Genomic DNA, 20,371 nt, shown 5'->3' with positions numbered 1-20,371 from the left:
AACATTGCTGTTGATCGAGGATGATCTTTAAGGAGGTGACATAGTATGAATGAGTATTATTCTGAAGTTATAAAATCATTAACATTTAATGATTTACAGGTATTGAGTTTTTTGTCGGATGAAGATGCTACAGCCTCATTTAAAGCCAAAAAGAATAAAAAAATATGTGAACACACAAATTTAACTGAGGCTATGTTGAGAACATCAATCACGAGACTATTAGCGTGCCGATTGATTGATGTTGTATCTGGTCTTAAAGAGAAAGCGTATTATCTTAGTAAGTATGGCATTACTGCCATTGATATATCTTTCAAAGGAGTGGATAAAGAATGATAGCTGTTATTGGTTGTGGAGGAGCAGGAGGAAATATTGCAGATGAGGCATCAAGAGTGGGATTTGCTACTGGAGCAATTAATTTCTCACAGCAGGATTTAGATTCGCTAGAGTATGTACAACTCAAATTACGTATACCAGGAAGTGAGGGAGTAGGTCACAATCGAGATGAGGCAAAGCGACTGCTTTCAAAACACTATCAAATGTGTATAGATTGGATTATTGAACATTTCTCAAATCCCTCGATTGAGGCAATTATTTTTGCAACATCATCAGGCGGTGGATCTGGGAGTGCAATAACTCCAATGTTATTAGATTTGATGAAACAGATGATGCCAGATAAGGTGTATTCTGTTATAGTGGCAACTCCAGATTTGTCAGAGGTAGACATTAGTCAAGCGAACACCTTAAATACAGTAGAAGAGCTGTCCAGTTTAGATGTTAGTATAATTCCTATAGATAATAATCAAATAAAAATATACCATAATATAAATACAAAAAACGAAATATATCAACTTACTAATACTACTGTAATTAATCACCTTGCCAATCTACATGGATATACTGAAAGAGCTTCTAAAAATGGAACATTTGATAAAAGAGATTTTAAAACGACTCTAGGAACAAAGGGGATACTTGTTTTTTCTGAGTTTAATATTTTCTCTGCAATAAATAATACATTTGTAGTTTCTTCTGAGTCAGTTGCAGATCGTATCCATGATGAATGGCGTAAATCTGTTTATGTGCCTGTTCCCAATGATTTTGTCACAAGAGCGGCTGTCATTTTTGATGGAAGGGAAGACATGTTGCAACATATTAACCATGAATTGATATTCTCTTACTTTAATCAAGGAGCGCCAATTGATCTATTTGAAGGGTTTTACTCTAGTCAAGAGACTAATAGAGTAATGACTGTTCTAAGTGGGCTTCCTTGGATTACTACGCGCTTAACACAGATTGATAATCAAATTGAAAATAATAAAGATAAGATACAACACATTTTTTCAAGAGAGAACCAATTCCAAGCCAAATCATCTAACCTATTTAACAAGCTGAGAGGCACTAATGAAGTTGAGGGTAATAAGTCATCTACTAAAGTGTCTGCAATGGATATATTGAAAAAATATCGAAATTGAAGATTTGATATTTGAACACCCTAAAATACCTGATATTTTACAGGTATTTTTTATTTTTACTTGATATATCGTATAAAATAATGGTATTATTTAGATACAGATAACTATATCAAATCTTAATATAAAATAAAAAATATAATAACGGAGTTGATAAAATGGAGATCAATCGTAAGAAGATTCTAAGAGGCGATGTTTACTTAGCGGATCTGTTCGGGAATACGGGATCAGAGCAGGGTGGACAAAGACCAGTATTAGTTATTCAGAACAATATAGGGAATACTTTTAGTCCGACCGTCATCGTTGCGTGCATTACAAAAAAGATCAAGAAGGCAAATTTACCAACCCATATAGAAGCAAGCGCTGAATTGAATGGACTCGATTATGACAGCGTAGTACTAATGGAGCAATTGCGTACCATTGATAAAGCACGTCTATTTGAAAAAGTAGCGCACTTAGATGAAAAGACAATGGAACAAGTTAACTATGCAATAATGGTAAGTTTAGGTTTGATTGATAGAAAAGTAGTAACGGGGTTGCAACCTTATCAGATAGCAGCAAGTATGAAATTCAAAAATTCTATGGTGGTATAACGGAGGGAAATATTAATGGGATTAGTTGTTGCAATATTCTTTTTTATAGGTTCTCAATTATTTAATAAATAAGTGCTATCTGGATATCTTTAACAACTGATATAATAGTCTATGGATCAAGTACATAATAGAGTTTAGTTTGTAGAAATGAGGAAACTTGTGTGATACTAGTCAAATTAAAAGATGGAACTGTTTATGAAAATGATACTAGCTTAGGATTGAATTTGGATAAAATGGGAATTCAAGATTGTTTGTTGGATACTGCCGAGTATAATCTAACCTTCAAAAAGTCAGAAAGTTTATTTGATACAGATTGGATCAGGATTAATCGAGAAGATGTGCAAGAAATAATTGAGGATTAAATAGACATCTCTTATTCGAAAGGAGAGGACAGAATATAAAAAAAACAAGAGAATCATTATTAGAGAAAGGTTTTATCTCAGTAGGTACACTTAAGGGTTGCGAATATTTAGCAAAGAAGCTAGAACATGACGGATTCGCTTACTTTGTAATTACACCAAACGGGCAGGTAATGCCTGAAATTGCTCAAACCAGCTCAATTGAACAAGTACATATTCTTAATGTAATTAAGGAAAAACTTATGGATAAATAGAAACTACGCTGTGCAGACGAACGGCAATAGAAGGTTAACAAACGCTTGTAAAGAACATCCTTATAGTAGATGCAAAACTATTGTAGGGGTGAATATCATGTGCGGACGTTTCACATTGTTTGTAAAACCTGATGACCTTAAAGAAAGATATAGCTTAGAAGAAATACCATTTGAGCTTATACCAAGATACAATATAGCTCCTACTCAACATATAACTGCAATAATAAATGATAAAGGTAGAAATCGAATTGGGCAGCTAAAATGGGGGCTGATTCCTTCTTGGTCGAAAGATGAGAAAATGGCTTATAAAATGATTAATGCCAAAGCGGAAACAATCCGAGAAAAGCCTTCCTTTAAGAAATTGTTTATTAGAAAACGTTGTATAATTCCTGCTGATGGTTTCTATGAGTGGAAGAAGATTGATAGTGATAAACAGCCAATGAGAATCATGATGAAAGATGAAGGAATATTTTCATTGGCAGGATTATACGATACTTGGACAAGCCCAGAGGGAGTAAGAATAAATACATGTACCATAATCACAACAAAGCCTAATACATTAATGGCTGACATACATGATCGTATGCCTGTAATAATCAAGAGAGAAGATGAATCATTATGGCTAAATAGGGATGTTCAAGATGGTGAGTTGTTAGAATCTCTACTATTGCCATTTGATGAAGAACAAATGAAAGCATATCCTGTGTCTAAAATGGTAGGCAACGTTAGAAATGATTTACCTGAGTGCATAGCTGAAATTTAAGAGGACAAATATAAGTTTCAAGGCAATCTTGCTAGAGTAGAATAAAAGGAGAATTTTAATGGACATAGATCAATTGGGAATAGACAAAAGAAACTTTAATAATGATTTAAAGGAAAATGAATTATTCGAGCAAGTTCACAAGTCATTTATGGAATTCCTGAACAATCCTACAATAGATAATAGAATCGAACATGAGAAAGCTGATGAGCAGTACAAAGAATATAAACAACAAAGGTTGGAGCGTCTTAAAACTGAAGCTAAGAATGAACTGGGAAGCGAATAAAGAAGATACTTAAGGAGAATCAATGTATGGCTCAATGGACTACAAAAATTAATCCGTCAGCTATGGATTTTGCATTCCGCTTGAGTAAGTATGATTGCTACAGAAAAAGGACAGGTAAATGTTCATTGCTTTTAACAGAAAAAGAGTATGCAACTGAGATACAAAAAGAAAAACAAAGCAAGAAAAGCTACGGAGATGGTTCTGTAAGAAAATGTGTGGATTTAAAGAACAGTCTTCTTGAACATGGCAATCAAAGTGACATAAGAATTACAAGCAATTCTTGTAATCATTGGGCTATAACTGACGGGCAGCATAGACTTTGTATTTATAAAACACTTAATATTAGTAACATTGAGGTTATAGAATCACAAGGCTCTGATTACATCTGTCGGGTTTGCTATTTTAAAAAAAAGAGTTTCAAATTTAGAATCAAATCGTACTTAGGGCTTGAAAGAGAGTTTGTCAGATAAAAAATGATATGAAGGAAAGGGTTAGGCAAATGGGAATTCTAGATTAGGTTGAAAGGGTTGATAAAAATGAATGAACCCTACGTTCACGAGATTGATCTGGGTATCTTAAAAACAAGTATAGAAAATTCTAAGATGTTCCAAGTAATGGCAACATATAAGGTTATCTTAGGAATAATGGAGGAAGGAACGGACAAAAGTGGTTTTGTAAAGGTAAATCAATCTGAACTTGGAAGAATGCTTGAATTATCTCAAACTTCAATTGCAAACAAATTGAAATTCTTATTAAAGTACGGATTGATAAAGAAAAGCAGAACTAAAAAAGGGTTTTACAAAGTCTTGAGTGTTAACCTACTTGAGAAAACCCCTTTTGGTACTATGATAGCTATAATCAATATAGTAGAAGATCATCCAGAAGTCTTTAGTAGTTTTGCCAAACAATCGGAAATGTTGGGAGTTTCTTTGAATGAAATTCAGACTGCATGGGGGTTCTTTTCTTACTGTAATGGCTCAAAATATAACTAAAGCGGTGTTTTGATGGATAGTTTGATTAGTGAATTCAAAAGTAGATTAAGGAACGGCAATGGGAATCATTTGTATCTTAATATAACGTTAGATGAGTTAGAGATGCTTGGTGGAGCTAAAAAAATTGTGAAGTTTGCCACAGGAATATCAAGAGGAAATCTTTCTATATCGGTTTTAAAGAGCGGCACAATTAATTTTGTTCATGTGACCACGCCTAATAAAATTGAAGCAATAAAGGAAAGTGGGCTAATATCAATAACTGAAGGAATGTATGCCCTTGGTAAAGGAATTTATCTTGCAGACAGAATGGATTTATTTAGTTTCACAAATTTACAAATGTGGGTAGCAACCCATGTGAGCAATTTAGAGCTAAGTGTTGTATTTGGGAGATTTGATGGTATTTATACCAAATGTATATATCCGTCTAATAGGCAGGGCTTCATAGTTGTAAGTCAAACAATACATCCTCAATGTTTTACTAAAATTGAACCTAGCGTAAATCGTGAGGAATTTTTGAATAGAAGACTACAAGATTTATAATGAAAAGGTAATTTTAAGGGGGTAGAGATTAATTATGTTAGAATTAGTGTATGTTGAAACTTATTCCAATGATAAAAAGAAAATTCTTGAAAAAGAATCTGTTACTACGCCCGGTTTCAATTGTGTACTTGATGTAGCTAAATATCTTTATTTGGAACGAGAATTTGATTTAAAACATTGCGTAGACGAACATCTGATTTCAGAAGATTGGTTTGTGCATGGAGATAATTTCGCTAATGAAACTGGGTACAGATATTCTAAATCCTATTATTTCATTAACAATTTCCAAGAAATAAAGGGTATTAGTTTGAAAGCAGCAATGGAAATAGTCGATGCATTATACTTGATAGAAGAACACACTCACACAATAAGCAAAGAGGTTAATGAATTTGAAAAAAGATTTGCAAATGATGTGTATCTAGATAACATTAAATGTTCAATGGATATTGTTAGAATTAAAAAGAATGTTCTTTTGCGATATGGCTATTCTCAAGCTCAAATGACAGAAATGATAAGGTGCTTATATCACAAAAATTATCATTTTGCGAGATAAGTAATGAAATTGGTATTTTAACTATTATGGATTTGGGGGAATAAATATGGCGAAGAATACTACAGAAGATTTCATAAAGGCTATAGAGCAAAAAGCATTTATTATCCAAGAAGGAGAGGACGAGTTTAGATTTAGAAATTACATATCAGCAGCAGATATATTTTTTGACAAACATCAAAAGTACACAACAGATAGAGAATTTTTCTTGAAATTCATAGCGGACAAAGTGATAAGCCCAAACGAGGATGAAGACATATTTCAAAGATTAAGCTTACTACAAGATAAAAATTTAATAGAACTAGGGTATCTGTATGTTAATGGAAATGCAAAGTTTAAAGGTTATTTTGAAGAAATAAATGATCAAGATGATTTTTTCATACGGTTTAAGCTAGCATTGGATAGCTATAAAAAGGAAGAAAATGATTTACACAATCAAAAGATGGAAAAAATTCTAGGGGTTCAGAGATTGAAAGGGCTGGATACTATTACAAAACTTGCACAGCAAGTATCTCGCCCCTATTCAAGTATTCGTGATCTAAATGTTGTTTATCCTGAAATGCACCTATTAAAGCATATAAGTCAACATGAAAAGACATTTAATGATTTTTCAAGAGTACTGTCTCTCGGTAAAAATATTAATGATACATTATATTATGGGTCATTGGCTACCAAAGCAATGCAAGAACAAATGAAAATTCCAAATGTAGAATTGCGAAAATTACCTGATTTTAATAAGGTTTACAATATTACAAGAGTTGCTTTAGAAGCATTTAAGTCAAGTAGTGAGATAAGCAGAGCAACTTCATTGAGATATAATTTTGATATTTACAATAGTATAAAAAACAACTTGGATTATCTAGTAGAAAATAGCAGGATAAATAATACTATTTTGGAAACAGCGAGAAAATCTGCTTTTAGTTTATCATCTTTAGAAACATATGCTCATCATTTTAGATCATATCTAAATTTTGATGATTTTGATGAAACTAGCCTCCCTGAAAAGGAGCTATTGCATTCAGCTTTAGATGCTGAATTGCAAGATTCAGGATTCTTTGAGTCTAATTTATCAGCAGAAGAGAAGTTAGAAGCATTAGACCAAAAATTGCAAAATCCTACTGAAAGACCAGAATGGGTAAATCAAGTTTTATTATGGTTTACAATTCATATTGTTAATTATTTAATACTCTTAATAATTAGCAGTTCTATTTCTGGTAGCTTTAGTGCAGCAGTTCCATCAATAGATTCTGCTATGTTTATTGCTTTACTATGGCAAAAGCCTTTTAGATATTCAAAAAAAGACAAGCTTGAAGTAAAAGAAAATCCATGGCATCGTTCAAAGACGATTGCTTATCTTGAAAAGGAGCAAGAAGTTATTTTCATGAGAAAACGAAAAGATTGGTCTTATGTTGATTTTGAATACCATAACGAAAGAAAAAGGGGATGGGTTCTATCAAGATATATAGAAAGAAAGTAGAATCAACATATTGAAGAAGGGAGGGGAGGTTATTGCAGAGAACTTCGATAATAAATAAACACGTTTTTCAATTTAAAGGTAAAAAATATTTCTTCAACGTTGATCACGACTCTACTAGGTTATATCTAAACGTATTCCAGCAAAAAGGTGCTCCTGTCATCTGTGAAAGGTTTTCCCCTCTTTTCAATCAAATAATGAACATTCTATCCGAGCGGTACTCCTCATCTTTATCTAAATCATTAAATACTGAAGAACAGCTAATAAGTGAGCAAGCTAGAAGAGAATATAAAATCGATTTTGACACCAGTGGTATTGAGGGTGAAATTAATTTGTTTGTTCAGGAATATTTTGGATGCTATTCAGAAATTAATCTGACTAAAAGAATTTATAGTTACATTAAGTATCATCATCCCGATGCAATTCTCACTGAATATGATGGACGTTTTTTTGTCTCAAAGAATAACCAAGGACATGAAGCAGTAAGAAAAAGATTATTGGCATGTGGAGATGAAATGAGAACAAAGCTAAAAGAACTGGAAAGTGTAGTTGATAAATTGAGTTATGCTATTTTAGATGAAAAGTAAATAGGAACACTAGAAAAAGCGATTGTTATATCTACGATAGTCGATATTGAAAACAAATATGATGGGATAACAATTCGTAATAAGGAGAAAATGTCGTATGAACTTTTTATTAGAGTACTATGTAGAAGGAGCACCAGTACACAAAGCAGAGTATACTGGAAGTTTAAGAAGTGCTTTACGTTATGCACTAAACAGCATCTCTAGCAAGAATGCAATTGCAAATGTAGTAGAAGTTTATAAAGTGGAGAATGGTGAGCAAATCTGGATAAAAGAGTACGGAGTATGAACGAATAAGGGATGATCATATGAAGAAGTTTGTTAACGAACTAGCTCCTAAACAGAAAAAGATATACGATTATATAACAAGTAATGTAACAGATGATGGAAGTGATTTAATTGGTCTACTAGAAGAAGTTTCTGAATACTATGAGGCAGTGCCAGAACATATTTGTGAATACTATACAGAATTGAAAGAGATAGAAAAAATTGAAGTAATACATTTTGTTACGAGATACATACTTAGAAAGAATTGATAAAATACTGTTTTTATTGGAGGGGAACCTTTGATTAGATGTCCAAAATGTAATAGTGACGATACAAAGATTCATGTTGAAGCAATTTACGCAGATAGTATTTCTTTTGATTGGAAAATGAAAGGAAAAGGAATTAAACAAATTAAGTATAATATAAGAAACAGAGCATTACCCTATCCAGAAATTAGAGTATTTTTTGATTGTAATTCATGTAGTTATTCTTCAGACAATCTGAATGGTTTTGACACGCTTGAAGGTACTGATGAAGAAGTTCAGCTAATCTTACACCAGATTCATAAGTCTATTAATGGGTAAAGCCAAAAAATAGAATAATTATACAGCATGCTTTTCTTATTGCCTTGCACTATTATTTTACTTATAATCATCTGGGTGAGGTGATTATAAAATGTCATTAATAGTTAAAATTTCCATTAAAGATGATAAGGGTAAAGAAGCTGAATTAGAGTTACAAGAAACTGATAGTCTTTCAAAATTGGTTATCGTTCAAAATGTGTTTAACATATTTGGTATTGATAAAGATATTTTGAAAACAGTAAAAGAGTTTGAAAAAATAGGTAAGGCTTATAGTCATTTCTTTGACAATATGAAGCAAGAAGAAGAGCAGGTAGAAGAGAAGCAGCAAATTAACAATGAAGAAATTCGAGAGCAAATGATTGAAGGACTTCAAGAGATTCATAAATCTCCAGAGAATCAGGGGGATCGAGACACTCAAACGGACACTGTTCCTGATAATGTTGTACAGGTTTCAGATTATCAAACAACAGGAATTAAGGAAGATTCTAATGGAAAAAAAAGATATAAATTAAGATACGAATGTCCAATTTGTATGAATAAGGGAGTTCATTACATTTATAGCAATTCGACCGAAACGTGGTGTCATGCTTGTGGAAGTAAGATGCCAATTAAGTCAGCTCATAAAGAGGGATTTCCCAATAGAGATTCACATGGAAATTTTTATAGAGCAGGTGATTATTGCGACTACTCTTACTAATAGGGGTAGTCGGTTTTTGGATAGTGACTGTTCAATTTAATGGCATACATAGAAAAATATATCATTATATAAAATAAAAATTTGTATTAAATAACAAAGTGTGTTATAATGAAGGTGTGGGGAATTAATTGGCTGTGGAGGTAATTTTATGATTTATTCTGAATATCAGGAATTGCAAGTGCACCTTAGACAAGAGATTAATATTAAGCGAAAATCTCAAGGTTTAAAATTAAATAAATTAGCTGAACTGTTAGGAATAGATAATGTAACCACATTAACACGAATTCTAAAACCCAGTGATTCGGTAGATAGAAAGTTTAATGTAGAAATGATTGATTCCATTACCTCTATTCTAAAGCTGCCAGAAGGATACTTTTATCCTTGGTTTTTAGGTGAACTGAGAAGAAAAACAAAGAAAAATGAAAGTGGTACATTTATCGAAGGGAAAACGAAGGACTTTATTAAGAGATGTTTAGACATTTCGCTGTATAGTATTGTGTCAGAGTTAATTGAAGAAGTTATCAATGAGAAAAATACAAAAGTGATCTTTGATCTAGCTGAAGAAATTTTTTCTCACGCAGAAGTAAAGTATCCTTATGATCCAAGCACTGTAAACTACAATCAACCAGAATACACTCACGCACTTTATCTATACCAGCTTATTTCAGAAAAAGAAAAAAGCTTTTCTCCACAGTTAGCAGTTTGCTATCTGAGAATTTTTTACTTACTCAGATTTGATCCACAGCAAGTACATGAACGATTTGTCTTAATGAAAAACTTTATACGATTTATGCCAGAGGATGAGCAATTAGTTGCTTATGAACGAGCTTGTGCTTACTATAAGATGTATTATAACTGGGACAAGTTATATGAATCATCAGTTGCGCTAGAAAATTTGGCGAAAGGAAAAAACGAAGATAAATTTGGCTTTTCCTTAGTTTCAAAAGGGTTTGCCCTCAATGGGCTTCACAGGTTCAATGAAGCTTTAGAAGTTATTAATGAGTATAAAAATATTGATCTTTTTGAAGACCAAGCTAAAATAAACCAATTAATAACGCACATACATCTTGGAGATATGACCAAGGCTGATGAGCTTATTGAAATTGCATTGAAAAATCCTTCACCAACTAGAGAATCCACACTCGCAATAGTGCTTGAAAAATACTCGGAAACAAGCCAATTAGATCCAGCATTAAAACTGATTGAAAAATGCAATCAGCATTTAAACTTAGATAAGGATGATAAAACTCATCTTGCTTTTAAGATTATGAAGTTTAAAAGGGCAGAGGGGTTAATACATATACAAAATGATATGTACGATAAAGGGATAAACAGGATATTAGAAGCGGCAGAGATAGCAATAAATCTCGATCTGACACCAGAGTTTGGTGAGTTGGTCGCTTTATTAAGTCAAAATATTGAATATGCAAATAAAGAACAGAAAAACAAGCTGTATGACTTATATAAGAAACGATGAAAGGAGGTGATTCTATGAAGAAGTTATTACTTTCAATGTTTGCAGTGTTATGCCTTGTATCAATGGCATCAGTGGCTAGTGCAGACGCAGGAGAACGCCCAGTAGCATTAATGGACGCAGGAGAACGACCTTAGAATTACATAAGTATCTTAAAACCTCTCAATGTCTTTGGGAGGTTTTTTTTTGTTGTAGATATTGTCGAATATTGTCGCAACAATTCCATTTTACTTATATTTTATTTCTTTTGGAACTGTGTTTAAATGTAAATAGTAATAAAAAAATAATAACAACAGTAAACGTACCAAACAAAACAAAAAATTGAGAAGTGAAAAATCAGATTATAAAAATACAAAAGAACGAACTTTCATTCTCGACAATGGTAAACGAGAGGAGTATTTATTGAAATGTTAGTTTATCTAGAAGACTATACAAAAAAAATAGTTTTTGCAAATGGTATTTTTACATTTGAAATTGACAACTCAGATTTTGATGTTTGCGGTTCAATATTAAATCAGCAAATCCTAGTGGGTACAACCAGTGGCACAGATATTAAGTTAGATGTGACAAAGGTAACTTTCGAAGCAGAGGAAGAAATTGATGAAGTCACACACTATGAGATACATATGAATGTTCGTATGGCGCTAGGAGATTCAGAAGAGATTGACGGGGAAAGTCCTGTCACCTGTGCATACTGGATGCTTTCAGATTTAAATATGGACTGTGAGTTTCTTGAATTAGAATTTAAAAAACAAACACATTGTTTTAAAGTTCTTTCATCAAATATCACTTGGATAAATTGACTCCTTTCTTGAGGGGTCAATTTTTGTTGTCAGATCATCCTATTAAACTGTATAATAGAAATAAAAATGACTACAATTAATTATTATTATATTAATTTCCTGAAAGAGGCTGATCAGATGCAAGTTGGCGTAACTAGAGATATGGTTGAGGAAGTGTTATCTCAAGGCTTGACTGAAATAAAGACCAGTAGAAAAACTGTAAACTCTTTTAAAAAACAGTTAACTGTACATGGAGTGGGGTTAGCAGATTCTCAGCGCATTATTAATGGGAAAACACCTTTAAATAAAGTAGAAAATAGTGTATTATGCTTGTTCCTTATTCACATTAGAGGATTTATAGAAGATCAGGATTTGAAAAATAAGATAGCTGCTGAAAACTATTTTACTCAACATGAGATAAATGAGATAAATTTAATGGAGCTTTCCCCAGAGGATGAGGAGTTGCTACCATATACTTTTTCTGACGTGAAGCAGTTTGAGTTAGATGATTATGATACATCAATTGATGCTGAACAACTTCTTAAATTGAGTGAAGGAAATGTCATTCAATACAATTTTAACACTCAAAGGGAAGCTAAATTAGTGAAAACAGTAACCAGCATAATAAAAGCTCCTAAATTAAATCAAAAAGCGGTAAAGGAAATCACTCAATTAATTCTTGAAGACAAATTGTTTAGAACAACAATCACATTTAATGCTAGATTAAACTCCTCTGATTCGGGACAAGAATTAATTTTTGACACAAGAAATAAAACATTAACCGTCACCGAAGGTACAAAGTTAGACTGTCTGGATGGCTTTCATAGGTTAACTGCTACAATTAATGCTATCAAATTAAATCCTGATAGTAAAATGACATTCGGATTAAGGATCGTTAATTACAGTGAGAAAAAAGCACAGAGCCTGTTCTCTCAAATTAATACTTTTACCAGTCAAAGTGTGTCAAGGTTAGCAGAAATGCGTCAAAGCCATTCCTCATATGTTGTTAAACAACTTAGAGAAGAGAGCATGCTTGGAGACAAGATATCTTCAAGTGATCATCTTTCAACTGATCAGTTAGTAACTTTCACGGTTTTAGATTCAATTATAGATGAAGTGTTCCATCCATCAAACATCATTGAAGCAAAAGAGATTGTAGGTCTTCTAAAAGAAACGTTTGATTCAATTGCGATGAGATATCCTAAAGAATTTGTAACTAACATTGGTGAAACTAGAAAAGAAACGATCATAAACAGCAATCAAATGTTCAATGCGTATGTAATTCTAGCTAAGAAATTGAAGGATGTGGGGCTACCTCCAAGTCACATTGCAACGCTCATAGATAAGATTGATTTTTCACGTAGCAATCCACTATGGAGAGAAATAGGGGTATTGGACAATAACAATTCGATTATGACCAAGCCTAAGAGTAAAATAGTAAACTTTTTTAAAAAATTGGATGTTAAAGAGGAGATAAACAATGTCTAATTTACGGTATGAGGATGGCTATTATAACGAAGCCTTAAAATATGCTTTTTTGGAAGAGTATTCAAACAATCCTAGAACATGCGACACATATTCTAGGATTCTGAAAGCAAGTAAGGACATTGAAGAAGAAAAAGGAAAAGACTTGGGTAGTTTTAATGTTGGTGACTTGGAGGATTTATTTACCCATTTAAATCCTTCTAGTATATGGTCTAGTCAAACGAATATAAGCATTGTTAAGAGCTATCTAAACTGGATAATAGAAAATGGGCATAGAGAAAATAATATTAATCCATTAGTGATGGTTAAAAGCATCGAGGGATATGCGAGACAATTTATTGATGAAAGTGCAAAACAGTATTTTTCTAAAAAAACAATTGAGGAAATTGTTCAATTTGCAGTAAATCGTCAAGATGCTGTTATTCCATTGGCTTTGTTTGAGGGTTTTGCAGGAAAAGAAAACTGTGAAATAAGAAATCTAAAATGGCACGAGGTAGACGTAAATAATAATAGTGTTTTGCTAACTGATATAGATAGCTCTAAAAGAGAATTGATTGTCTCTGATAAATTAATTGAGCTTTTAAAAGCTGCTCATCATGAAGCAGAATACCTTAAAAATAATGGGAATGAACTACCAGATACATCACGTAATATAAGAGAAGGTATCGATCTAGTGGAAACAGGCTATGTATTGAAGCCAGCTAAGACTAGAGTCGTCAATACTGATGCAGTAGGTAAGCATGTTGTTTCAAGACGTTTAACTGCATTGGGTGAGTATTTTGGAATCCATAACTTTACTGCTTTAAAAATAATGAGATCAGGTATGATCTATATGGGCTATGAGTTATACAAGAGAGATGGAGTTTTAGATAAAGAGCAATTCGGAGAAATATGCGTAAGATTTAATATACCCAAAGCTTATTATGCTAATATGTATGATTATAATTACAATCGGATTAAAGAGTATATAAATCTAGACACGATTAAAGAACTATATGGTGAATAAGAGCGAAGCCCTCAGAATGTCTGGGGGTTTATTTATACCATAGACTGAGAAGTTGAAGTGAATATAAAAACAAAAATAATTTATTTAATTCCTAAAAGGGTATTTACAAGTCTGAAAAGAAGATGTAATATAAAATAAAAATATGTATTTAAATATCTTATTTATAAGAGGTAGGTATTCAATGAGTAGTGTTTGGGATGAAGGAGAGCCAATGTCAACAAAAGATTTAGTTTCACTGTATGAGTGTGGCATTAGAAAACAGGAAGCAAAGTTAATTAAACTCAAAGAGTCGTACAGTGATTGCAGTATGCTTGAAGAAGAAATTCAAGATATGAAAGATAAACTAAAGCAAAATAAAGCCATGAAATGAAAGACACTTTTTATTAAAGGGGAGAAAGGGAAATGGAAAGTGAAATATTAACAGGTCTAAAACCAATGTTTGATGAAGCAGAGAAAAAAGGATTGTGGTTTTATTCTAGTTATCATGACATTTGGTTTTCTCCAAGTGAGCTTAAACAAAAACAAGAAAATGGAAAGTTTCTATGGGGGGCGGTTAACTGGCAACTTCGTGATCCTCTAGAGAGAGTAGTAGAACTTAAGTTTAGAAGAAATCAATGACAAATAAAATTTAATAATTAAAGCAAGAACCTAATAAAAGCTGGCTTTCATCAGATAGGAGGGATTCAAATGAAATACCTAGAGCGAATCGTTAAGATTCTAGATGATCCAAGCTACAGTGAAACAGTAAATAAGATAATTAACAATATAATTTCAGAATCAGAAGAAGACCATAGGATTGCTGATGGAATTAAACTTTATTATCCAGAAACAAATAAAAGGGTAAGAATAGGTGACAGAGTGATTTCTAACGAGGAAGAAGAATACTGGGGAGAACAAGTAACACGAATCAATGAAGATGGAACAATTAATGTAACCTCACCACTAGATATCCTTAAGGGAATTTCGCATAAAAACTATAGATTACATACAAATAAAAACGTCTTTTTTGAGGAGTGCGCAAATGCTACCCGAAAATGTAAAACAAGAACTTGAAAGTGCTTTTGAGCATATAGAAGCTGCATATGATTTACTACATGGACAAGATGGTTACTATGATTCAAAACAATCACTTTCTGATTTCATATATTATTTTGATGAGAGTAAAGACACTGTTAGAGGTAAGGTTAATGTTCTTTATCGAGCTTTGTTGGAATTAACCTCAGAATACAAACCAGATCCTGCTGATGACAAGAGTTGGAGGGAAGAATATTGTGACTGATGAAGAAAAACAACGTGCAATTGAGTTAGGTAAGCAACTGGGATTAGAGGTTACATTCGGCAATGAAGAACCAGGTACTTTTATTGGGGACAACAAATTGAGTTTTGGGGAATTGTTTAAGGATTGGTTTGATGATGTAAACGAGGAGGCATAGCTAATGTTTGCGAGAGTTAGTTTTGATAGTGATAATCGTATTAAAATTCAAGAAAAGGAAGAGCTTGAATTATTTATTGGTGATGTGGTCGATTGTAAACCATTGGTGCTGGAAAATGGTGAGTTAAAAGAATTCTATAGTTGGTCGCATACATATAAAGAAGAGGAAGCTGCTCTATCTGAAGGGAAAATGAAATTTGTAACCACATCTGATTATGTAGAATTGAAACCAAGTAAGGAATATTTAATAGAGGTAGAATCTTTTATTCAAAAGTTTCCAACGATAATAATTAAAATTAGAGGCACAGTCCAAGCATCAAATAGTGCTGTAGCTAATATGCTGAAGCAAATGCAAGAGGTACAAGATAAGTTTCAAAAAGCATTGCAGTCATTTGATAAAAAAATTGAGTTTAATCAAAAGTGCGATGTACACATTGGGAACCTTGGGTTGTTGAATATTAATCAGATGGGCTATGCAGTTGATAAATGTACCGAAGAACTACAAGTAATATTGAATCAAGGTTGGAGAATTTTAGCTGTTTGCCCTCAATCAAATCAACGAAGACCAGATTATGTGTTAGGTAGATTCAATGGTGAAGATGACGCTGAAGTGATATGCATTAACTTTTAAAAGTTGTTTAATGAAGGAGGATGAGATGAAAAAATATACCATACGAGACGTAACAGAAATTATCCAATCTGTGGGATTAGGTTATGCAGTTGGCTCTTACCTGAGTCATAAGCATATTGAGGATAAAGAGTTATCTGTACTTTGGAAGCAATGCCATGAAGCGATCCAAAACATTGATCGGGAGCCATACTATGAAGCGATGAGAAAGATTGAGGATAGACTTAGAGGGTATTATGAGTGAAGTAAAAAAGGGAATGAAGGAGGAAGTTAACTGAATACATTTGCCGTAGGGGTATGTAAAAAAGAAATTTCTGAAATGTTAGAGCCATTTAAAGGCACGGGGTACGAAAAGGAATACAAAGTTAAGATAGGGGATCGTAAGACAATCTATTCAGATAATCTTTATAATGAGTCAGATCAAGTTTACTTCTACCTAAGGCATAAAAAAATTCAGATACTTAAAGAGCAGCTTGAAAGTTTATTTGAAATTGAGTGGAAATTTGGATGTTATAATACTTGCATTCGTGATGGAGTGCATTGTGTAAATTTGCCCAACTGTATAGAAAGTGCAAGTCATTTATCTCCAAAAGAAGCTTGGACATGTAACATAGGATGGGAAGTTGGCAGAGCAGATTGTTGCGAGTATAGCCATGCATAGGGAGTTGAGAAAGTGGACAATTTTCAATTTAAACTCAATAAAGAAAAGACAAAATCAGCAGATGGCATTACTTATGTTGCTAAAAGATTGAATGAAGAAAACTATATGATTTCTTGGGAATGTGAAAGAGGAAGAGATGAAGTGCCCTATCCTGTAACAATGGTAGAGGCGTTATTAGAAGACGGAACATGGATTGTTGTAGATAACAAATAAAACATGAATTTTATAGGGAAATGAGGCTGATAAAATGAGTGATTGGGAAAAGAGATTAATATTAAAAGTCTATGCTGGGTCAATAAGCTATGGAACAAATACAAAAGACAGCGATGAAGATTTTCGTGGTATTTGCATACCAGATAAGAATATACTTCTAGGTTTACATACATTTGAAACGAAAGAGAAAAGAGAGTTAGGTGAACTAGACGATGTAACATATTCACTACAGAAGTTCGTTCAGCTTGCTTTACAAAACAATCCAAACATATTGGATACTCTTTTTGTAGCTAATAATCATGTGGTATTCATTAATGAATTTGGGAAAGAGTTACGTGAAATTAGAAAAGAGTTTATCAGTAAGCAAGCATATAAAACCTATGGTGGGTACGCAATTTCTCAACTACAAAGGATGACTAAAGTAGAGAAAAATGCTACAGGAAAACGTGCTGCATTAATTGAGAAATATGGTTATGATACAAAAAATGCAATGCATTTAATTAGACTGTTGCACATGGGGATTGAAATTCTTACTGAAGGCGAAGTACATGTATTGCGACATGATAATAAATATCTGATGGAAATTAGAAATGGCAAGTATACATTAAGCGATATTGAGGATGAGTACAAACATCTTAAACAGTTACTTGATCTTGCATATGTAAATTCTAAGATTCCAAGTCAACCTAATTTCGATAAGATTAATAGTTGGTTAGTAGATGCACATATACGCTCACTAAAGTGGGAGGGCAATAAGTGAATATCCCATCAAATGTACAAATCGTTTTAGATATATTACATGAAAATGGACACTCTGCTTATTTAGTTGGTGGATGTGTAAGAGATCATCTATTGAATAGAGAACCAAAGGATTATGATATTTCAACCTCTGCAAAACCAGAGGAAGTACAACAATTATTTGATAAAACTATTCCTACAGGAATCAAACATGGAACCGTAACAGTGGTTCTTGACGGAGAAAACATTGAGGTAACTACATATCGTAAAGATGGTAATTACTCAGATGGACGTAGACCAGATTCAGTAGAGTTTGCAGAAACAATTGAAGAAGATTTAAGTCGAAGAGATTTTACAATGAATGCAATTGCATTTGATGGTGAAAATTATATAGATCCGTTTAACGGTAGAGAAGATTTACAATATGGATTTATTAGAGCGGTTGGAAAACCATTAGAACGCTTAAAAGAAGATGCTTTAAGAATGCTTAGAGCTATTCGATTTGCTGGTCAATTAGGATTTAACATTAATATAGATACAATGGAAGCAATTAAAACAAGTAGTCATTTAATAAGCAATGTATCTATAGAAAGACAACGTGAAGAGCTTTGTAAGATTCTACAATCAGATAAGCCAAGTATCGCACTACGACTTCTCCATAAATCTACTTTACTTCAATACATAATCCCAGAGCTGAATAGTTGTGTTGGCTTTGATCAATACAGCCCATATCATGATAAATGTGTTTTTGAACATACATTGGAAGTGTTAGATAATGTACCTCCATTTCTTGAAGTTAGACTTGCAGCATTATTTCATGACACAGCAAAACCAAACACTTTTTCTCTTGACGAGAAGGGTATTGGTCACTTTTATGGGCATCAATCTGAAGGGGCTGAATTGACTCAAAAGATTATGCAACGTTTAAAATTTGACACTAGAACGGTTAAAACAGTTAGCATGCTTGTTAATGAGCATATGAGTAGACCAAATATTGATCAAGTAAAAGCTATAAAAAAACTAATTCGAAGAGTAGGGGTAGAGAATTTAAACAGTTTATTCAAGTTGCAAGAAGCAGATATTAAAACGCATAAAAATTATGAGGCTCATCTTGATTCTTTTTTACTAACTGTACAAAAAACAAAAGAAATACTAGAAGAAAAGCAACCATTTTCAGTAAAAGATTTAGATATTAATGGTCATGATTTGATTGAAATTGGATTTGAAAAAGGTAGAAAAATTGGTGAGGTTTTAAATAAACTACTTGAATTAGTGTTAGATCAACCAGAATTAAATACTAAGACGATACTGCTAGGTAAAGCTAAAAACTATATAAAATAAAAAAGGAGAGTGTAGATTTGGAGTTTAAATTTGAAAAGAGTAAATTATACAATTATCTGGGGAAAGAGTTGGTTGGGGAATTAAAAAGAACTAAAGCTTATATTGCAGGTGGTGCAATCACGAGCTTATTTTGCAATCGTGAAATTAATGATTTGGATGTTTATTTTAGAAATGAAGAATCTATGATTGATTTCCTTGAATCACTTTGGGATGAAACTGGTACTTATGTTGCTTCGTTAACAAAGAAATCTATTTTGTTGTTGAAGAATAGCCTACACATTCAATTAATACACGATAGGATGTATGAATTACCAAAAGAAATTTTCAAAGCATTTGATTTCACTGTGTGCATGGGCTGCTACGATTTTACTACAGAATCATTTATCTTACATGAAGATTTTTTAAGACATAATGCACAGCGCCAGTTAAATTTTAATCCTGATACATTGTACCCAGTGGTATCAGCTTTAAGAGTACAAAAATATGAAGATAAAGGATATGAAATATCAAAAACAGAGTTTCTAAAGATTATGCTTTCTTGCATGAAGCTAGAAATTAACTCTTATGATGAACTCAAAAATCATTTGGGTGGTATGTACGGGATCAACCTTGATAAGGCGTTTGATGAAACAAAAGAATTTTCATTAGAAGACGCCATTATTCAAATTAGCAGTCTATTTCACCATGAAAGCTATTTTGTAAAGCCAGTACAAATTGAATTCACTAATTTAGATGACATTATTACTCAAATTTCAAAAACGCCCATTAAATACATAGAACTAAAAAATAAATTCTATAAAATCAAATCTGATGGAACGTTAACTAAAATACATAAAAAGCCTGAGAACGGAATTGAAGTAGATAAAGGAGAGTATTTTGCAGATAAAAAGCTTTATAAATTTGTAGAGAAAAAAGATGGAAGATATTTCAGTTATTATGATAAAGATTTTGAATATACGATAGGAGCCGAGATCCAGCCTAAAAATGATTATCTTTACTTTGGTTTTATTGAAGATGTATTTGATTTCTCTTATAAAGATAGATCGAATAGAGTTTTACTTGAAGCACTGGCTCTTCCAAGTTCCATTAAAGAATATAATGATATAGCTTTTTTAATTGAAAAATGTGAGATTCTTCGAGAAGTTCCAGAAGAAGAGTATAAACGGTTTATTGAAGACAGTGAAATAAATTGGGGAGGATAACCA

At 32.6% G+C, this 20,371-nt stretch carries 31 protein-coding genes; all 31 read left to right on the top strand.

The genetic code is table 11. The features are described 5' to 3' along the window. Positions 1-45 precede the first annotated feature (45 nt). The 31 genes from EEL30_21930 (at position 46) to EEL30_21780 (ending at position 20,368) form a co-directional block, all read left to right on the top strand. Entirely contained in the window at positions 46-333 is a 288-nt protein-coding gene (locus EEL30_21930) for a hypothetical protein (protein ID QDX94703.1), read from the top strand. Then, a complete protein-coding gene (locus tag EEL30_21925; protein ID QDX94702.1) occupies positions 330-1,469 on the top strand; it encodes a hypothetical protein in 1,140 nt (379 codons plus the stop codon). Before EEL30_21930 ends, EEL30_21925 begins: the two co-directional genes overlap by 4 nt. A gap of 155 nt (positions 1,470-1,624) precedes the next feature. Further along, complete coding sequence (locus EEL30_21920) at positions 1,625-2,059, top strand: type II toxin-antitoxin system PemK/MazF family toxin (protein QDX94701.1); 435 nt, start codon at positions 1,625-1,627, stop codon at positions 2,057-2,059. Between the two features lie 161 nt (positions 2,060-2,220). Further along, complete coding sequence (locus EEL30_21915; GenBank protein ID QDX94700.1) at positions 2,221-2,421, top strand: hypothetical protein; 201 nt, start codon at positions 2,221-2,223, stop codon at positions 2,419-2,421. A gap of 348 nt (positions 2,422-2,769) precedes the next feature. Next, positions 2,770-3,435, top strand: coding sequence for an SOS response-associated peptidase (locus EEL30_21910; GenBank protein ID QDX94699.1), 666 nt, complete (start codon positions 2,770-2,772; stop codon positions 3,433-3,435). A 58-nt stretch (positions 3,436-3,493) separates the two neighbouring features. Further along, positions 3,494-3,718 (top strand): hypothetical protein, encoded by a 225-nt coding sequence (locus tag EEL30_21905; GenBank protein QDX94698.1) that lies wholly within the window; start codon positions 3,494-3,496, stop codon positions 3,716-3,718. A 26-nt stretch (positions 3,719-3,744) separates the two neighbouring features. Further along, positions 3,745-4,188: a hypothetical protein gene (locus EEL30_21900; GenBank protein QDX94697.1), complete on the top strand. Its 444-nt coding sequence runs from the start codon at positions 3,745-3,747 to the stop codon at positions 4,186-4,188. Between the two features lie 66 nt (positions 4,189-4,254). Next, the gene (locus tag EEL30_21895) at positions 4,255-4,710 is read left to right on the top strand and encodes a hypothetical protein (protein ID QDX94696.1); all 456 of its coding nucleotides are present in this window, start codon (positions 4,255-4,257) and stop codon (positions 4,708-4,710) included. Between the two features lie 12 nt (positions 4,711-4,722). Next, positions 4,723-5,250, top strand: coding sequence for a hypothetical protein (locus tag EEL30_21890; protein ID QDX94695.1), 528 nt, complete (start codon positions 4,723-4,725; stop codon positions 5,248-5,250). Positions 5,251-5,284: 34 nt separating this feature from the next. Next, positions 5,285-5,803: a hypothetical protein gene (locus EEL30_21885; protein QDX94694.1), complete on the top strand. Its 519-nt coding sequence runs from the start codon at positions 5,285-5,287 to the stop codon at positions 5,801-5,803. A gap of 46 nt (positions 5,804-5,849) precedes the next feature. Continuing rightward, on the top strand, positions 5,850-7,277 hold the full coding sequence (locus EEL30_21880) for a hypothetical protein (protein ID QDX94693.1): 1,428 nt from the start codon (positions 5,850-5,852) through the stop codon (positions 7,275-7,277). A 32-nt stretch (positions 7,278-7,309) separates the two neighbouring features. After that, positions 7,310-7,861: a hypothetical protein gene (locus EEL30_21875; protein QDX94692.1), complete on the top strand. Its 552-nt coding sequence runs from the start codon at positions 7,310-7,312 to the stop codon at positions 7,859-7,861. A 97-nt stretch (positions 7,862-7,958) separates the two neighbouring features. Then, entirely contained in the window at positions 7,959-8,147 is a 189-nt protein-coding gene (locus EEL30_21870; protein QDX94691.1) for a hypothetical protein, read from the top strand. Positions 8,148-8,166: 19 nt separating this feature from the next. Then, positions 8,167-8,394: a hypothetical protein gene (locus tag EEL30_21865; GenBank protein ID QDX94690.1), complete on the top strand. Its 228-nt coding sequence runs from the start codon at positions 8,167-8,169 to the stop codon at positions 8,392-8,394. 30 nt (positions 8,395-8,424) lie between these two features. After that, positions 8,425-8,709, top strand: a complete 285-nt coding sequence (locus tag EEL30_21860; GenBank protein QDX94689.1) for a hypothetical protein — start codon at positions 8,425-8,427, stop codon at positions 8,707-8,709. Between the two features lie 91 nt (positions 8,710-8,800). Beyond that, positions 8,801-9,406, top strand: a complete 606-nt coding sequence (locus EEL30_21855; GenBank protein ID QDX94688.1) for a hypothetical protein — start codon at positions 8,801-8,803, stop codon at positions 9,404-9,406. Positions 9,407-9,554: 148 nt separating this feature from the next. Then, positions 9,555-10,883, top strand: a complete 1,329-nt coding sequence (locus EEL30_21850) for a hypothetical protein (protein ID QDX94687.1) — start codon at positions 9,555-9,557, stop codon at positions 10,881-10,883. Positions 10,884-11,287: 404 nt separating this feature from the next. Then, positions 11,288-11,683: a hypothetical protein gene (locus EEL30_21845; GenBank protein ID QDX94686.1), complete on the top strand. Its 396-nt coding sequence runs from the start codon at positions 11,288-11,290 to the stop codon at positions 11,681-11,683. A 66-nt stretch (positions 11,684-11,749) separates the two neighbouring features. Beyond that, on the top strand, positions 11,750-13,150 hold the full coding sequence (locus EEL30_21840; GenBank protein QDX94685.1) for a hypothetical protein: 1,401 nt from the start codon (positions 11,750-11,752) through the stop codon (positions 13,148-13,150). Beyond that, entirely contained in the window at positions 13,143-14,153 is a 1,011-nt protein-coding gene (locus tag EEL30_21835; GenBank protein QDX94684.1) for a hypothetical protein, read from the top strand. The genes EEL30_21840 and EEL30_21835 overlap by 8 nt, the downstream gene beginning before the upstream one ends. Before the next feature lie 181 nt (positions 14,154-14,334). Then, a complete protein-coding gene (locus EEL30_21830; protein ID QDX94683.1) occupies positions 14,335-14,523 on the top strand; it encodes a hypothetical protein in 189 nt (62 codons plus the stop codon). Positions 14,524-14,588: 65 nt separating this feature from the next. Further along, positions 14,589-14,771 carry a hypothetical protein gene (locus EEL30_21825; GenBank protein ID QDX95856.1) on the top strand — a complete coding sequence of 61 codons (183 nt, stop codon included), beginning with the start codon at positions 14,589-14,591 and terminating at the stop codon, positions 14,769-14,771. A gap of 69 nt (positions 14,772-14,840) precedes the next feature. Beyond that, positions 14,841-15,206: a hypothetical protein gene (locus tag EEL30_21820; GenBank protein QDX94682.1), complete on the top strand. Its 366-nt coding sequence runs from the start codon at positions 14,841-14,843 to the stop codon at positions 15,204-15,206. Then, positions 15,175-15,432 carry a hypothetical protein gene (locus tag EEL30_21815; GenBank protein ID QDX94681.1) on the top strand — a complete coding sequence of 86 codons (258 nt, stop codon included), beginning with the start codon at positions 15,175-15,177 and terminating at the stop codon, positions 15,430-15,432. The genes EEL30_21820 and EEL30_21815 overlap by 32 nt, the downstream gene beginning before the upstream one ends. A gap of 157 nt (positions 15,433-15,589) precedes the next feature. Further along, the gene (locus tag EEL30_21810) at positions 15,590-16,216 is read left to right on the top strand and encodes a hypothetical protein (protein ID QDX94680.1); all 627 of its coding nucleotides are present in this window, start codon (positions 15,590-15,592) and stop codon (positions 16,214-16,216) included. A gap of 25 nt (positions 16,217-16,241) precedes the next feature. Continuing rightward, positions 16,242-16,457 (top strand): hypothetical protein, encoded by a 216-nt coding sequence (locus EEL30_21805; GenBank protein QDX94679.1) that lies wholly within the window; start codon positions 16,242-16,244, stop codon positions 16,455-16,457. A gap of 75 nt (positions 16,458-16,532) precedes the next feature. Then, a complete protein-coding gene (locus EEL30_21800; protein ID QDX94678.1) occupies positions 16,533-16,874 on the top strand; it encodes a hypothetical protein in 342 nt (113 codons plus the stop codon). Between the two features lie 12 nt (positions 16,875-16,886). Further along, entirely contained in the window at positions 16,887-17,087 is a 201-nt protein-coding gene (locus EEL30_21795; protein ID QDX94677.1) for a hypothetical protein, read from the top strand. Positions 17,088-17,121: 34 nt separating this feature from the next. Further along, positions 17,122-17,847 carry a hypothetical protein gene (locus EEL30_21790; protein QDX94676.1) on the top strand — a complete coding sequence of 242 codons (726 nt, stop codon included), beginning with the start codon at positions 17,122-17,124 and terminating at the stop codon, positions 17,845-17,847. Continuing rightward, complete coding sequence (locus EEL30_21785; protein QDX94675.1) at positions 17,844-19,166, top strand: CCA tRNA nucleotidyltransferase; 1,323 nt, start codon at positions 17,844-17,846, stop codon at positions 19,164-19,166. Before EEL30_21790 ends, EEL30_21785 begins: the two co-directional genes overlap by 4 nt. A 17-nt stretch (positions 19,167-19,183) precedes the next feature. Further along, positions 19,184-20,368, top strand: a complete 1,185-nt coding sequence (locus EEL30_21780) for a hypothetical protein (protein ID QDX94674.1) — start codon at positions 19,184-19,186, stop codon at positions 20,366-20,368. The last annotated feature ends 3 nt before the right edge of the window (positions 20,369-20,371 follow it).

This window comes from Brevibacillus laterosporus (assembly GCA_007833815.1).
GTDB lineage: Bacteria > Bacillota > Bacilli > Brevibacillales > Brevibacillaceae > Brevibacillus_B > Brevibacillus_B laterosporus_D.
Note: the sequence above shows the minus strand (reverse complement) of the source record. Positions and strands in the feature narration are given on the sequence as shown.

Excerpts from the sequence above, each read along its gene's own strand:
- EEL30_21930 (QDX94703.1), top strand. The coding sequence starts at position 46 with ATGAATGAGTATTATTCTGAAGTTATAAAATCATTAACATTTAATGAT.
- EEL30_21925 (QDX94702.1), top strand. The coding sequence starts at position 330 with ATGATAGCTGTTATTGGTTGTGGAGGAGCAGGAGGAAATATTGCAGAT.
- EEL30_21920 (QDX94701.1), top strand. The coding sequence starts at position 1,625 with ATGGAGATCAATCGTAAGAAGATTCTAAGAGGCGATGTTTACTTAGCG.
- EEL30_21910 (QDX94699.1), top strand. The coding sequence starts at position 2,770 with ATGTGCGGACGTTTCACATTGTTTGTAAAACCTGATGACCTTAAAGAA.
- EEL30_21905 (QDX94698.1), top strand. The coding sequence starts at position 3,494 with ATGGACATAGATCAATTGGGAATAGACAAAAGAAACTTTAATAATGAT.
- EEL30_21900 (QDX94697.1), top strand. The coding sequence starts at position 3,745 with ATGGCTCAATGGACTACAAAAATTAATCCGTCAGCTATGGATTTTGCA.
- EEL30_21895 (QDX94696.1), top strand. The coding sequence starts at position 4,255 with ATGAATGAACCCTACGTTCACGAGATTGATCTGGGTATCTTAAAAACA.
- EEL30_21890 (QDX94695.1), top strand. The coding sequence starts at position 4,723 with ATGGATAGTTTGATTAGTGAATTCAAAAGTAGATTAAGGAACGGCAAT.
- EEL30_21885 (QDX94694.1), top strand. The coding sequence starts at position 5,285 with ATGTTAGAATTAGTGTATGTTGAAACTTATTCCAATGATAAAAAGAAA.
- EEL30_21880 (QDX94693.1), top strand. The coding sequence starts at position 5,850 with ATGGCGAAGAATACTACAGAAGATTTCATAAAGGCTATAGAGCAAAAA.
- EEL30_21870 (QDX94691.1), top strand. The coding sequence starts at position 7,959 with ATGAACTTTTTATTAGAGTACTATGTAGAAGGAGCACCAGTACACAAA.
- EEL30_21865 (QDX94690.1), top strand. The coding sequence starts at position 8,167 with ATGAAGAAGTTTGTTAACGAACTAGCTCCTAAACAGAAAAAGATATAC.
- EEL30_21855 (QDX94688.1), top strand. The coding sequence starts at position 8,801 with ATGTCATTAATAGTTAAAATTTCCATTAAAGATGATAAGGGTAAAGAA.
- EEL30_21850 (QDX94687.1), top strand. The coding sequence starts at position 9,555 with ATGATTTATTCTGAATATCAGGAATTGCAAGTGCACCTTAGACAAGAG.
- EEL30_21845 (QDX94686.1), top strand. The coding sequence starts at position 11,288 with ATGTTAGTTTATCTAGAAGACTATACAAAAAAAATAGTTTTTGCAAAT.
- EEL30_21840 (QDX94685.1), top strand. The coding sequence starts at position 11,750 with ATGACTACAATTAATTATTATTATATTAATTTCCTGAAAGAGGCTGAT.
- EEL30_21835 (QDX94684.1), top strand. The coding sequence starts at position 13,143 with ATGTCTAATTTACGGTATGAGGATGGCTATTATAACGAAGCCTTAAAA.
- EEL30_21830 (QDX94683.1), top strand. The coding sequence starts at position 14,335 with ATGAGTAGTGTTTGGGATGAAGGAGAGCCAATGTCAACAAAAGATTTA.
- EEL30_21825 (QDX95856.1), top strand. The coding sequence starts at position 14,589 with ATGTTTGATGAAGCAGAGAAAAAAGGATTGTGGTTTTATTCTAGTTAT.
- EEL30_21820 (QDX94682.1), top strand. The coding sequence starts at position 14,841 with ATGAAATACCTAGAGCGAATCGTTAAGATTCTAGATGATCCAAGCTAC.
- EEL30_21815 (QDX94681.1), top strand. The coding sequence starts at position 15,175 with ATGCTACCCGAAAATGTAAAACAAGAACTTGAAAGTGCTTTTGAGCAT.
- EEL30_21810 (QDX94680.1), top strand. The coding sequence starts at position 15,590 with ATGTTTGCGAGAGTTAGTTTTGATAGTGATAATCGTATTAAAATTCAA.
- EEL30_21805 (QDX94679.1), top strand. The coding sequence starts at position 16,242 with ATGAAAAAATATACCATACGAGACGTAACAGAAATTATCCAATCTGTG.
- EEL30_21800 (QDX94678.1), top strand. The coding sequence starts at position 16,533 with ATGTTAGAGCCATTTAAAGGCACGGGGTACGAAAAGGAATACAAAGTT.
- EEL30_21790 (QDX94676.1), top strand. The coding sequence starts at position 17,122 with ATGAGTGATTGGGAAAAGAGATTAATATTAAAAGTCTATGCTGGGTCA.